At 25.3% G+C, this 14,105-nt stretch carries 10 protein-coding genes; all 10 read right to left on the reverse strand.

Annotated features, from left to right (window positions below):
- Positions 1 to 437: 437 nt before the first annotated feature.
- On the reverse strand, positions 438 to 896 hold the full coding sequence (gene mscL / locus BUA70_RS05775; RefSeq protein ID WP_072894660.1) for a large conductance mechanosensitive channel protein MscL: 459 nt from the start codon (positions 894 to 896) through the stop codon (positions 438 to 440).
- Between the two features lie 207 nt (positions 897 to 1,103).
- Positions 1,104 to 2,132: a ribonucleotide-diphosphate reductase subunit beta gene (locus BUA70_RS05780; RefSeq protein ID WP_072894663.1), complete on the reverse strand. Its 1,029-nt coding sequence runs from the start codon at positions 2,130 to 2,132 to the stop codon at positions 1,104 to 1,106.
- A 16-nt stretch (positions 2,133 to 2,148) separates the two neighbouring features.
- Entirely contained in the window at positions 2,149 to 4,440 is a 2,292-nt protein-coding gene (locus BUA70_RS05785) for a ribonucleoside-diphosphate reductase subunit alpha (protein WP_072894666.1), read from the reverse strand.
- Positions 4,441 to 5,055: 615 nt separating this feature from the next.
- Positions 5,056 to 5,385: a zinc-ribbon domain-containing protein gene (locus tag BUA70_RS05790; protein WP_072894669.1), complete on the reverse strand. Its 330-nt coding sequence runs from the start codon at positions 5,383 to 5,385 to the stop codon at positions 5,056 to 5,058.
- 281 nt (positions 5,386 to 5,666) lie between these two features.
- Positions 5,667 to 6,521, reverse strand: coding sequence for a YitT family protein (locus BUA70_RS05795; RefSeq protein WP_072894672.1), 855 nt, complete (start codon positions 6,519 to 6,521; stop codon positions 5,667 to 5,669).
- 598 nt (positions 6,522 to 7,119) lie between these two features.
- A complete protein-coding gene (locus BUA70_RS05800) occupies positions 7,120 to 7,881 on the reverse strand; it encodes an SDR family NAD(P)-dependent oxidoreductase (RefSeq protein ID WP_072894675.1) in 762 nt (253 codons plus the stop codon).
- Positions 7,882 to 8,319: 438 nt separating this feature from the next.
- Positions 8,320 to 9,087: a pseudouridine synthase gene (locus tag BUA70_RS05805; protein ID WP_072894678.1), complete on the reverse strand. Its 768-nt coding sequence runs from the start codon at positions 9,085 to 9,087 to the stop codon at positions 8,320 to 8,322.
- Positions 9,088 to 9,816: 729 nt separating this feature from the next.
- Complete coding sequence (rlmD, locus tag BUA70_RS05810) at positions 9,817 to 11,196, reverse strand: 23S rRNA (uracil(1939)-C(5))-methyltransferase RlmD (RefSeq protein ID WP_072894681.1); 1,380 nt, start codon at positions 11,194 to 11,196, stop codon at positions 9,817 to 9,819.
- 218 nt (positions 11,197 to 11,414) lie between these two features.
- On the reverse strand, positions 11,415 to 11,774 hold the full coding sequence (locus BUA70_RS05815; RefSeq protein ID WP_072894684.1) for a DUF1540 domain-containing protein: 360 nt from the start codon (positions 11,772 to 11,774) through the stop codon (positions 11,415 to 11,417).
- A 208-nt stretch (positions 11,775 to 11,982) separates the two neighbouring features.
- Positions 11,983 to 13,992 carry a methyl-accepting chemotaxis protein gene (locus tag BUA70_RS05820; protein ID WP_072894688.1) on the reverse strand — a complete coding sequence of 670 codons (2,010 nt, stop codon included), beginning with the start codon at positions 13,990 to 13,992 and terminating at the stop codon, positions 11,983 to 11,985.
- Between the last annotated feature and the right edge of the window lie 113 nt (positions 13,993 to 14,105).

Here is a 14,105-nt window from a genome sequence, read left to right on the forward strand (position 1 = left end):
CTTAGTTAATCATAAAAAATACCTACCCTTTATTTAATTATAAATCTTGTTTTTTTCATTTGTAGATTTTATAAAAATTTTAAAATTACTTTTACAATTAAATTAAATTTTTAATATTTGCTGTAAACAATAAATATTGAAAGTTTAATTATTACTTAGCCTATATTTTTTAGTTTAAATTTATATATACAAGAAATATTAGAGGCTATAAAAATATCATAATTATAAGGTATAACTGAAAATACTTTTTACTAAGTACAAAGAAATTATAAATATCAGTTAGTATTATTTTATCATTATACCTACATATATCTGATATATTTTTATTTATACTTAATAAAGAATATATAAACAAAAGCATGATTTTTAAAGTAATATCTTAAAAATCATGCTTTGTAATAAAAAATATGTATTTATTTCAAATTATATATATAAAATTACTCTGCAACTACACTTTCTATTAATTCTGATGTACATTTTGGACATCTAACAGCTTCTATTGGAATTTCACTACAACAATATGGACATTTCTTAGAAGTTGGAGTTTTCTCCTCCTTCTTCACTGCCATATCTTTTATCTTATTAAACTGTCTTACAACTATAAATATAGAAAAAGATATGATTAAAAAATTAATGATATTATTTAAAAACACACCATAATTTATAGTAGCTACTCCTGCTGTCTTTGCTTCTTGAAGAGAATTGAAATGCTGCCCACTTAAATTTATGTAAAGATTAGAAAAATCAACCTTTCCAACTAAACTTCCTACTAATGGCATTATAATATCTTCAACTAAGGAAGAAACTATCTTTCCAAAAGCAGCACCGATTACAACTCCTATAGCTAAATCTAGAACATTTCCTTTCATTGCAAATTTTTTAAATTCTTTAAGCATTTTTTAAAATTCCTTTCTTTTAATACCTGATATTTATTATTAAATGGTATTCTAATTATATTTTATATTATAAAAATAAAAATTTCCTTATAAAAATTAAATTTTTAAAGGTTATAAAGTCAATTTTTATCATTAAATAATTATTCCCTTACAACCTCTAAAAAAACTAAAAATTTCATCTTAAATATCTATTACATAAGTTTGATTTTAATCTAAATCATCGAAATCAAAGGCAGCAGCTTTCGTATAGTTTGTAACCTTTGCCTCAAAAAAGTCTGTCTTAGTATTATTAAGCTTAGAAAAACTATCTATCCACTCCATTGGATGGCTTGTAATCTCTTTATAAAGTGGCTCTATACCTATTGCATTAAGTCTTAAATTAGAAATGTATTTTATATATTTTTCTATTAAATCATTATTAAGACCTAGTATTTCATTATTTGTTACATATTGTCCCCACTCAATTTCATGTTCTACTCCAGTTCTCATCATTTCTCTAAACTCTATAATAAGTTTATCAGTAAAAATTTCTGGATTTTCCTTTTTAAGCTCTTTAATTATATTTTGAAATAAAACTAAATGAGTTACTTCATCCCTATTTATATATTTAAAAATAGTACTTGTAGCTGTCATTTTTCCTTGTCTTGCTAATGTATAGAAAAAGCTAAAACCAGAATAAAAATATATACCTTCTAATATATAATTAGCCATAATAACTCTTAAAAAATTTTTAAGAGTAGCCTCATCATTAAACTCTTGATATATTCCTGCAATAAATTTATTCCTTTTTAAAAGATTCTCATCTTCCCTCCATTGATCATATATTTTATCTCTAGTTATTGGATTTGTAACAGTATCTAAAATATATGAATAACTTTGAGCATGAATTTCTTCTTGAAAAGTTTGGATGTTCAAAAGTGATGATACTTCCGAAGCTGTAATATATCTTGATAAATTAGGTAAATTTTCACTTTGTATTGAATCAAGAAAATTTAAAAAAGAAATTATCTTATCAAAGGCATTTCTTTCTCCATCAGTTAAATAAGGAAATTGCTTTATATCTTCATTTAAGGATATTTCTTCTGGTATCCAAAAGTTATTTAACATAGTTCTATATAATTCTCTGGCCCAATCATATTTAATTCTATTCCACTCTCTTAAATTTGTAGTATTACCATTTATTATTGATTCAGTTCCTCTATTACCATTTTCATTAAATATCATCTTCTTTAACATATAGTTTACATCTCCTTTAACTTGAACAGCTTGTACACTCATCCATTTCTATTGATTTATTTCTTATATAGTATATAGTCTTAACTCCTTGCTTAAAGGCTTCTACATACATATTTAATATATCCCTTGCCTTTACTTCTGGAGTAATATATAAATTAAAAGCTTGAGATTGATCTATATGTCTCTGCCTTGCAGCACAAGCTTTAATAGACCATTGTTGATCTATAGTATGAGCTTCTTTATAGTACCAGAAATTCTCTTGATTTAGATTTGGAGCTGTTTTAGGTGTAAAGCTTCCTTTTTTCTCCTCTATAAAGAACTTTTTAAATACTGGATCTATTCCTGCTGTAGTATTTGCAATATTAGAAGTACTACCTGTAGGTGCTATGGCCATTATATATCCATTTCTCATACCATATTTTTTAATATCTTCTTTTAACTTTTGCCACCTTTCAGAATTATAACCTCTTCTTTCAAAATATTTTCCTGTATGCCACTCTGAGCCTTCAAAAGCAGGATAAGATCCCTTTTCTTTAGAAATTTCCATTGATGCCTTAATTGATTCATAAGCTATTTCTTCAAATAATTTATCTGCCTCTTTTATATGCTCATCACTTTCCCATCTTATTTTGTTATTTACAAGATAATAATGATATCCACTAGTTCCAAGGCCTATTGCTCTATACTTATTGCTAGTTATTTTAGATTCCATTACAGGAAATTTATTAAGAGATATAACATTATCTAACATTCTTATTTGAAGAGGTATTATATCTTTTAAATCCCCTTTATTGACCTTACCTAAATTTATTGAATTAAGGTTACAGGTTACCATATCACCTGATTTAACCCTTTCTACAACTTCATCAAACCCATTATCATTATTTACTTCTTCTTTTATTAATTCACTTTCACTCATATTTTGAGCTATTTCATGACATAAATTAGAAGCATAAATCATTCCCTTATGCTTATTAGGATTAGCTCTATTTACAGTATCTCTAAAGAAAATAAATGGAGTTCCTGTTTCTACAGCACTTTTCATTATTTTTTTCATTATATCAAGAGCTAATACAGATTCTCTAGGAATTAAGCTATTAGCCTCACATTCTAAATATCTTTTAGTAAATTCCTTATTATCTTCATCATCAAAATAATCCTCTAAATTATATCCCATTACTTTATTTATCATATAAGGATCGAATAATGACCAACTTTCTCTTTTTTCAAGTCTTTCCATAAATATATCTGGAATACTTACAGATGTAAAAATATCATGGGCTTTTCTTCTATCATCACCATTATTAGTTTTAAGGTCTAAAAAATCATATATATCCTTATGCCATATATCTAAAGTTATAGCTGCTCCACCTTTACGTTTTCCAAGTTGATCAACAGCTATAGCAGTATCATTATAAAGTTTTATCCAAGGAACAACTCCACCAGAAGCGTTTTTATTTCCTCTTATTTCACTATTTAAAGCTCTTACCTTACCCATATATATACCAAGGGCTCCTCCATGTTTAGAAACCTTTGAAAATTTTTGATTAACATCATAAATAGACCAAAGATTATCTCCAACGGAAGATATAAAACAACTACTTAATTGATAAAAAGCTGTCCCTGCATTTCCTAATGTAGGTGTTGCAACAGTAACCTTAAGTTCACTAATAATATCATAAAATTTCTTTGCGTAATAAACTTTCTTTTCACCTTCCGGTATAGCTAAATGCATTGCTATAACCATGAATCTTTCTTGAGGCAATTCTAATATTTCACCATTAAATCCCTTTATTAAATATCTATCATTTAATAATTTTATCCCTTCATAATTAAAAAGTTCATCTCTTTTAGGATCTATATATTTTCCCAGTTCTCTTATTTCTTCATCTGAATAATTTTCAGTTAAATACTTTCCATAAAGATTTTTATTAACTAACATATTTACAAGAGTGTAAAAATCACCATATCCAAAATTATTATAATTTCTATTTATCTTAGCTTCCTTATATAAATCAAATGCAAGTAATCTAGCTGCAACATATTGCCAATTAGGATTAGCTTCTTTAGAACTATTTCCATATTCATCATTCTTTGTTTGAACAACCTTTTCTATAGCTGTTTGAATAAGTATTTTTTGAATTTCCTTTGTACTCATTCCATCCCTAAATTGAATTCTAGAATCTACTTCTAACTCTAATGGATCACAGCCTTCTATACCCTCACAAGCAAGACTAACCATCTTTTTAGTTTTATTTACTTGTAACCTTTCATAATTTCCATTTCTTTTCTTTATTTTAATATCCATTTCTTAATCCTTACCTTCTCTTATATTTTAAATCATTAAATAATTCTTATTAACAAACAAATATTTTTCATTGATTATTATAAAAGCAAACCTATAACTTTTCAACTTTCAAAACTATAGGTTAATCAAAAAAACAATATATATTGTGTTGTTTCCTATTTCTTTCACTATATATTGTACATATATGATATTACTACAATAATAGCTATAAATTCCTATTCATCATTAAATCAAAACTATGTAAAAATATCTAAATACAAAAAATATTACTAAAAAAATTCAGTAATATTAAAATAATATTGATTATATAAAATTATCTTATACTTTAAATTATAAGTATAAATTTTTAGTGTTATTTATATTGACCATATTTAAATTTATTTAATTAATCTATTATATGTACCTTGCCAATTCCAAAGTTCCTATATGCATTTGGTTCTGTAAATTGAATTTTATAAATTCCTGGATTTACAAATGTGTATTTAATAGCTAGCTTAGACCACTCCGGATTAATTTCACTTAAATCGGAATCTATTAGCTCTTCACTTCTTCCATTACTTTTATATATCTGTAGCTTTAATCTATTTATATTAAATTTTTTTAGGATTCTTTAATTCAATAGTAATAGTTACCTGCTTTAAAACTATCTCCTTTATTTATTGGTAATAATTGCGAATCTACTTTTTCACAAAACACAACAGAATTAACCCCGCCTTTCCAAATCACCATTATTCTAAATAGACATATGACTGCTATAATAATTGCTATAATAGGTTTAATCCATTTACTTATAAGTGTTTTATCTGTTTTATTAATTAAAAAATATTCAAAATTAAAAACTCTTTTATCAAATAAATCTTCATTTAAATTAATCAAACTATACCCACAATATACACAGAATTTACTGTTATCACTGTTATTCTCTCTACAATTAGGACATATCATAACTAATTCTCTCCTTATATTAGCTTCATTAATATATTCTATAAATTGTTATTAAAATTTTTAATGGCTCTTCTAATTTGTTATCATAATTAAAACTTTTAAATAATTATAGTAAAATTTAAAGCTATCCCCTCTTTTTCCTTAAAATATATTTAATTCTCATTCTTATCTACAATTTAGATAAAAACTACTTAATTTTAAATTTAAAAAAATAAGCTAAGTTTAAAACTTAGCTTTACAATTTAATTTTTCATATGTAGATTTACACCAATATTAAATTCTTATATCAATGAATTGTCAACAAACTTTCCTATTACCTCTACAGTTGGCTGTACATTAACAAAAGCCTTAGGATCTATATCTAATATATTTTTCTTTATAAAAAGTAATTCATGCTTAGAAATAACTGTAACTACAGAGCTTAATTTTTCATTTTTATATGCACCAAAAAAATCATGACCTACAGTAACTCCACGCATATTATTTTCAAGAAGATTTTGTACTACTTCTTTTTCCTTTGTTGTAAAAATTGTAACTGTTAACTTATATTGTTGCACATAGAATATGTCTATAATTTTAGTCATAGTATATATAGCAACTAAGCTGTAAAGAGCTTTTTCCCACCCATACATAATGCCTGCAATTGAAACTATAATACCATTAAGTATCATACCTAATTGACCTACCGACTTACCAGTTAGTTTTTGTACAACTAGAACTATAATGTCTGTTCCACCTGTTGAAAAGCCAGCTCTAAAGCAGAACCCAACACCAGCACCTGTTAATACTCCACCAAATATAGCAGCTAATAATTGATTATTAGTTATAGTTGCAACAGGAATTATTTTAATAAAGAATGATGAAAGAACAACAGCAATTAAAGTATACACTGTAAACTTTTTACCAAGCTTACACCAAGATATGTATATAAGTGGTAAGTTAACTAATAGCACCCACATTGAAATACTTATGTTAATATGTAATAAATCAGTTCCAAGAGATGATAATAATTGAGCAAGACCTGTAACTCCTCCTGAATATATATTAGCAGGAGTTAAAAAGCAATTAATACCAACACCAGCTAAAAAACCATAAAATAATGTGGCTATCAATCTATTTATCAACTTAAAATTCATTAAAACACCTCCCTAATATTTAGCTTTAAATCTCTCATAATATTATAATAAATCCTAAAATATAAACTGTTATCCTTTCTATATCTACTTTAACATTATTTAAAACTTCTTCCAATATTATACGACATAATAAAATAAAATTTTATACTATAATATTTTATATTATTAGTTTTTATTTTTATTATAAATATAATTATATTTATAATTAATTTACAGTATTTAATACATTCATAATTTTTTATATTTTAATACCACTTAATTTTATCTTATTTAAAATATTCTCTCTTATACTTACTTTATATATAGTTTAATAATATTATTATTGCACTAAAATTTAAGTTTAAAATAACTTATAACTTTAAATAAACAAAAATCATAAACATAAAAACAACTTAATTTCTTTATAAAAGGTAAATGTAATTATTTACTTAAAAAAAGGCATCTTAAAATAATTATAAAAGTCATTTTAAGACACCTACTTTAAATTTATTGTATATCTGACAATATATTGTTATTTTATTTAAAATGGACTTATCATTGCTTTTATGTGGTTATATTAGTGGTATTTAAATTGTTTTATTATAAATAATTTAATATGCTATGGTCTAAGACCTGAACCACCTTGCACTGATATAGTTTCTCCTGTAATATAATTTGAATCATCACTTGCTAAAAATACACATACTCTACCTATATCCTCTTTAACATCTCCAAACCTTCCTAAGGGGATACTTTTAACATTTTGAGCATACATTTCTGGATATTCTTTTTTCCATTTCTCTAACCCTGGAGTCATTGCTAATGGACATACTACATTTACATTTATTCCATACTCGCCCCATTCAGTTGCAGCAACTCTAGATAAACCTCTAATTCCTTCCTTTGCCGCTGCATAGGATGCTTGTCCGGGTCTTCCTGATATTCCAGCTCCTGATGCAAAATTTATTACCTTTCCCTTTGTCTCTTTTAAATATGGAAAAGCATACTTCATATAATTAAATGTAGCATATAAACCTGAATTAATAGCTAAATCAAAATCTTCTTTACTATGATCTACTAATAATACTCCTGATTTTGAAACTTGAGCATTATTGACTAAAATGTCTAGTTTTCCAAAGGTCTTTACTGTCTCCTTTATAACATTTTTTACAGCCTCTTCATCGGCTCCATCTGCAACTATAGGTAAAACCTTTATATTATATTCCTTTTCTAATTTTTCTTTTGAATCTTCTAAAGTAGATAGAGTTCTACCAGTTATAACTAGATTTGCCCCCTCACTTGCAAAGGCAGAAGCTACTCCATATCCTATTCCTTTTCCTCCACCGGTTATAATTGCCACTTTATTATTTAATTTACTCATTTCCAGTCCCTCCTAATATTAGATTTATTCTCACATAGAAAAATGTACATATAGCTAATACACCCTATTTACTACATTTATAATTCATATGTTACTGGATAATAAGTTATGTTTATTAGAACTTTAACCATATTAATAAAGCATTTTATAAAATCTATATTATTATAAATATTACCATTATTTTCATAATTTGTGTATATATTTATAAGTATATTATCTTAATAATTTATATATTTGCTTATAATTAATAAGTATCATTTTACTAATGTTTGTTAATTAAATTTCTCATAATATAAATTTAATTCTAGTATTTATGTAAACCATATTATATTAAATAAAATAATCTATACTATACTTTATTTTTATTTAATCTCAAGGATATAATTTTTAATATTTATAAATTAGAATATGTATCTTAATTTTATTATGTATTTTTATTTATAGATTTTCTAATAAACTTTCAACTTCTATTTCTCTTAATAGTCTATACTCACCTTTTTCTAAGGATTCATCTAAATTTAGTTTTCCAATAGAAGTTCTTTTTAAATATACTACATGACAACCTACTGACTTTAACATACGCTTTACTTGGTGCTTGCAGCCTTCTGATATAGTAAGGTATCCAGAAACTACTGGTTGATCATGATAATTTATAATTGTATGAATCTCATCTTTTAAATCTTTATACAGACCATATTTTTCTACTTTTATTTTTGCAGGTTCTGTTAACATAGTACCTTTTTTAATATAAACTCCCTCTTCTAAAATTTTCATATCTTCTTCACTTAATTCTCCTAAAGCCCAAAAGAAATAAGTCTTTTCAACATGCTTTGTAGGATGCATTAATTTATGTTCAAATTCACCATCATTAGTAAATAATAATAATCCTTCCGTATCCTTGTCTAATCTTCCAACATGAAATAATCCATCTATATCAATATCATTTAAAAAATCAAATACAGTTTTGTGAATCATATCTTTCTTTGCAGTAATATATCCACCAGGTTTATTAAACATATAATATACCTTATCAGTATAAGCAACTACTTCATCAAGATATTGAATAACGTCTAGCTTTTCATTAATTTCTAAAGACGGTATTAAAACTACTTTTCCATCAACCTTAACTTTTCCTTCTTTTATGTAATTTCTAACTTCTTTTCTTTTACCTACAGATGATTGTGCTAAAAATTTATCTAATCTCATGTATATTTAAGTATTTCTCCTTTGTTTATTTTTACTTAATTAAGAATTAAAAATATGCTGTTTTTTCACTTCACATATCTTAAAATTATATAAAAAGAAAAGCTCATGAAAAATACAGCAATATTTTATCTTATATTAAATTATTTTTTATCATTTTTATTTTCTTATTACCATTTTAAAATGTTTTAATTATACTTAATGACTTTTAAACATATTAAGTATAGATAGTATAATGTTAGGATTTTTTATTGTCAATATTTTTAAAATACTAATGAAAGTATCTATCACCAATTATTATAAAGCCTCCTTTATATTTTCCTTGATGATATTAAATATTTTATTTTTATACATAAATCAAATTCCTCTGTGCAATAAAACTCATTAAAATACTTACTTAGTGAAAATTTTTCTTTATGTTTATTCATATATTGAACTTTACAGTTACTTAAGAATATTAAATTATATCCTTTAAATACTTAAGTATATATAAAGCACCTTCATATTATTTTTATACATCAATATATAATAGATGTTTTCAGAATAATTAAAAGAGACTAAGCTTACGGATAACTATTTCCAAAACTTAGTCTATTACTTCTCTATGTTTTCAAAAAAATAAATCTACTAAAACATTTCTTAGTAAAATTAATTAAATTATATCAAAATATCTCAATACATATTTAATTACTTCCACTTTTTAAGTTTAGGTTAATTTCTTAGCAAATTTTATCAACAGAAATTTGATTTTTTTATTAACTTAGCTACATTCTCAACATGTGCCGTCTCCGGAAACATATCCACAGGCTGTACTTCTATTGTTTTATATCCTAACTTATCTAAGATAGCTAAGTCTCTTGCTAAGGTACTTGGATCGCAAGATACATATACTATTCTCTTTGGATTTATTGAAGCTATTGCTTCTAATAGCTTTATATCACATCCCTTTCTTGGAGGATCTACAACCACTACATCTCCTTTTATTCCTTTAGAGATTAGGTCTGGTATTACAACTTCTGATTCCCCTACAAAGAATTCTGCATTGTCTATATTATTAGCTTTAGCATTCTCTTTTGCATTTTCTATAGCTTGTGGTACTATTTCTACCCCATATACTTTCTTCGCTTTTTTAGAAAGGAATAATGTTATTGTGCCTGTTCCACAGTATGCATCAAACACCACTTCTTCTCCACTAAGCTTTGCAAAATCTAATGCTTTAGAATATAAAACTTCTGTTTGAATAGGATTTACTTGGAAAAATGATAAAGGTGATATATTAAATTTAAATTCTCCTATATAATCACTTATTGTATCTTCTCCCCAAAGGGTTATTGATTCTTTTCCTAAAATAACATTAGTTTTTTCACTATTTATGTTTTGAATTATACTCTTTATTCCTTTTATGTTTTCTTTAATAGTTTCTACAAAATCTTCTTTATAAGGAAGTTCTTTTCCGTTAGTTACTAAAACCACCATCACTTCTTCAGTTTTGTAACCTCTTCTTACCATTATATGTCTTAATATGCCGCTTTCATCATACTTTCCTTCTACATTATAAGGTTTAATATTATGCTTTAATATCCATTGTCTTGTAAGATATACAACCTTATCTGCAACTTCATCTTGTATATAACAGGTTTCCATATCTATTATGTCATGACTTCTTGGTGCAAAAAATCCTATATGTAGTTCTCCATTCACTATTCCTATTGGAAGCTGAACTTTATTTCTGTATCTATATGGATTTTCCATTCCTATAGTAGGCTTAACTAAATCAGAATTTAACTTTCCTATTTTTTCTATGCAATCCTTAACTCTATCTCTTTTAAAGTCTAGTTGAGCTTTATAGCTCATATGCTGCAGTTTACAACCTCCACACTTTTTATATATTTTACAAGCAGGTTCTCTTCTTTCTTCTGAAGGTTCTAATATTTCTATGATTTTTCCGTATCCATAGCTTTTTTTCACCTTTATAATCTTTACTTTTATCTTTTCTCCTTTTAAAGCTCCATCAATAAATATTGGGAAGTTATTGTCTAACTTTGCTACACCTTCCCCTTCATATCCTTCACTTAATATATCAACTATAATCTCTTGATTCTTTTCAATCACTATAATCACCCTTATATCGAATTTACTTATAAACCATTTAATCTTAAACTTTTAATGGCTTTACGCTGTATAAATTTTCTCTTAATATTAGATAAAAGTCAATATTATTATAAATAGTAAAAAACTAATCTTATAAAGTATTATAGTTTTTCTATATCTACTTATAAGATTAGCTTAAAAATTTTTTTAAATTTTCCTTAATATAAATCTAAATTAAATTATTTAGCTATAAAAGTTTCACATTTAGTTCCATACTCTGATTCTGCATTATTCCCTCTAATATGAACATTAGATGCATTACAGATTTTATCTTTATTAAACATACAATTTATGGCTTCACAACCTATTTTAGGGCTCATTTTTATGTCATTACTTGAAAATGCCTGAACTAATTCACCTAAGTAATTAGTATTTGTAACACTTTCTAATGCATTTTTAAAATTTCTTTCTCCAAAGGTATTACATTGAGTTCCTTTTGTTGAATGAGCATTTTCACCACCAATTTGAATGGCTCCTGCTGTACAAAGTCCACCTATGTTATTAACGCAATTTTCAGCACTACAACTTAACTTTGCCATATTACCACTCCTTTATTATTTTAGCTTTGTAATTAGTATTATCTTTAAATAATCTTTTATTCTAAAATAAAAAAAGCACCTATTAATAGGTGCTAGTGATAGAATCAGTTGCCATTATATTCCTATCATTATTCTTGATCAAAATTTGACGTGGTATACATTATTATATCTAAAATTTATATATATTTTTGTGAACTTTTTGTTAACTTTATTTAAACAAATCAGTTTTTTCTTTTAATTCTTCTAATCCTTCTTTATTATTTCTATTCATAGTATTAAGTTCATTAACTTTATTGTAAATATCTGATAAGTTTTCAACAGAATCAGTAGTTTGAGCACTAATATTATTTGATAAGTCAGCAATAGAATTCATTGTTTCAGTTACTTCATTCATGCTATTTAATATATTAGAAGTTAAATAATCAAATTCTTTAATAGTATATTTTATTGATTCTGTCTCTTCTTTATAATCTTTGCTTATATCTATCATATTTTTATAGTCTTTTATAACAGTCTCTTCCATAGTTTCAATTAATTCTTTGGCACATAGATTTAGTTTTCCTACACCTTCTATAACCGTAGAAACCATATTCTTTATAGTAGTTACAGATTCTGATGATCTTTCTGAAAGCATTCTTATCTCCTCTGCAACAACACTAAATCCTTTTCCATGCTCTCCAGCTCTAGCTGCTTCTATAGATGCATTTAAAGCCAAAAGATTTGTATTATTTGCTATATCTAAAATTGTATTAGCAATAATATTTATTTCCTTTACCTTTTCAGCTTCTTCTATAGCTCTATTTAATGCTATTTTATTTTTAGTATATTTATCTGATATATAATTTCCTGCTTTAATAGTACTTTCTGTAGTTTCATTTGCCTTTAAGGAAATCTCTTCTATAGACTTTAATCCTTTGTCCACCTTTTCCTTAGCACCTTCTATATCTTCTTTTACTAATGCAGTACTAGCATTAATTTCTTCAAAGGATGCTGTATTCTGTTCCATTAAAGAATTCATCTCTTCAAAATTTTCCATTAATATATTTATTTTTTCTACTATATTTTCTAAAAACAAAAGACTTTCATTACTGTTTTCTATATTTAAATCGCATTTTTCCTTAACAGAATCTATTATTTCCTTAACTCTATTAGAAGCTTCATTTAAGCTATTTATTGTATCTCCTATTTCATCTTTTCTTTTAGTTATGATTTTATTAGATAAATCATAATTACTTAATCTTTTAGAATATTTTTTTATGTCGTTTATAGGTTTAACAATAGTTTTTGCAACAAATAAAGTTATTATTATAGATAATATGATTGCTATTATTGTAATTATAATTAATTCATTTTTTATTTGATATGCTCCTGATAATGCAACTCTTTCGTTATATTGAGCCACTATAACCCAATCTGCATTCTTTGTTTTTGTATAACATATATATTCCTTATTATCTTTATCTTTATATTCTTCCACTCCACTTTCACTATCTAACATTTTTTTATAAATTGATATTAGTTTCTTTTCATAAACATTTTTTCCATCTTCATTAAAAAAGTTAGTTCTATTTTTCACAATATTTTCATCTTTATCTGATATTGCATATCCTAACTTATCAAAGGCATATAGACTTATAGAATCCCTTAAATTAGAGCTTTGTATTATATTATTTATGTTATTTATACTAATATTAGATACTAGAACACTGTTAACGGTTCCATTTTCTTTAATTGGAACTGCTACAGAAAATACCAATTCTCCTCTTGTTGTATTCAATACTATATTAGATGCTTGTGGTATTCCTTGAAAAGCTTTTTCTAAATAACCTATATTATTTTTTTGATCTTTCTTTTCTATTTGGTATGTACTTCCTCCTTGAAAATGTATAAGCCAGTTTTTATCAATTATTAATAAGTCCTTGAAATCTGTATTTTTATTTTCCTCTGTTAATTTATCTAATAGCTCATCTATAGATAAATTTTGATTTTCATACTCGCTAACCATAAAATTTTGCAAACTTATGTATTGATTTAATCTTGCATCTACAATTCTTGCAGTTTGTGATGTAATATCTTCTATGGATTTTACTGTAGTATTTTTCAATGTCCTTTTTGATGTTTGATATGCCACTAATACCATAGACACAGTAATTAAAATTACTAATGATATTACTTTAACCATAATACTTGTAGATAACTTTTTGTTGAACTTACTCATGTTCTCACCTCTACATTTTAAATTTTATATTATTTATATTCGTTATTAAAAGCTAAATATTTACAAAATAAAAAAATAAGTGGCTTAAGCCACTTATTTTAAATGTTAAAATA

It is taken from the genome of Clostridium fallax, assembly GCF_900129365.1.
Classification (GTDB): Bacteria; Bacillota; Clostridia; order Clostridiales; family Clostridiaceae; genus Clostridium_AH; species Clostridium_AH fallax.

Bases quoted from the DNA above. Each gene is read 5' to 3' on its own strand.
- BUA70_RS05790 (WP_072894669.1), bottom strand. From the start codon at position 5,385: ATGATATGTCCTAATTGTAGAGAGAATAACAGTGATAACAGTAAATTC.
- BUA70_RS05800 (WP_072894675.1), bottom strand. From the start codon at position 7,881: ATGAGTAAATTAAATAATAAAGTGGCAATTATAACCGGTGGAGGAAAA.
- mscL (WP_072894660.1), bottom strand. From the start codon at position 896: ATGCTTAAAGAATTTAAAAAATTTGCAATGAAAGGAAATGTTCTAGAT.
- BUA70_RS05805 (WP_072894678.1), bottom strand. From the start codon at position 9,087: ATGAGATTAGATAAATTTTTAGCACAATCATCTGTAGGTAAAAGAAAA.
- BUA70_RS05780 (WP_072894663.1), bottom strand. From the start codon at position 2,132: ATGTTAAAGAAGATGATATTTAATGAAAATGGTAATAGAGGAACTGAA.
- BUA70_RS05795 (WP_072894672.1), bottom strand. From the start codon at position 6,521: ATGAATTTTAAGTTGATAAATAGATTGATAGCCACATTATTTTATGGT.
- BUA70_RS05785 (WP_072894666.1), bottom strand. From the start codon at position 4,440: ATGGATATTAAAATAAAGAAAAGAAATGGAAATTATGAAAGGTTACAA.
- BUA70_RS05820 (WP_072894688.1), bottom strand. From the start codon at position 13,992: ATGAGTAAGTTCAACAAAAAGTTATCTACAAGTATTATGGTTAAAGTA.
- BUA70_RS05815 (WP_072894684.1), bottom strand. From the start codon at position 11,774: ATGGCAAAGTTAAGTTGTAGTGCTGAAAATTGCGTTAATAACATAGGT.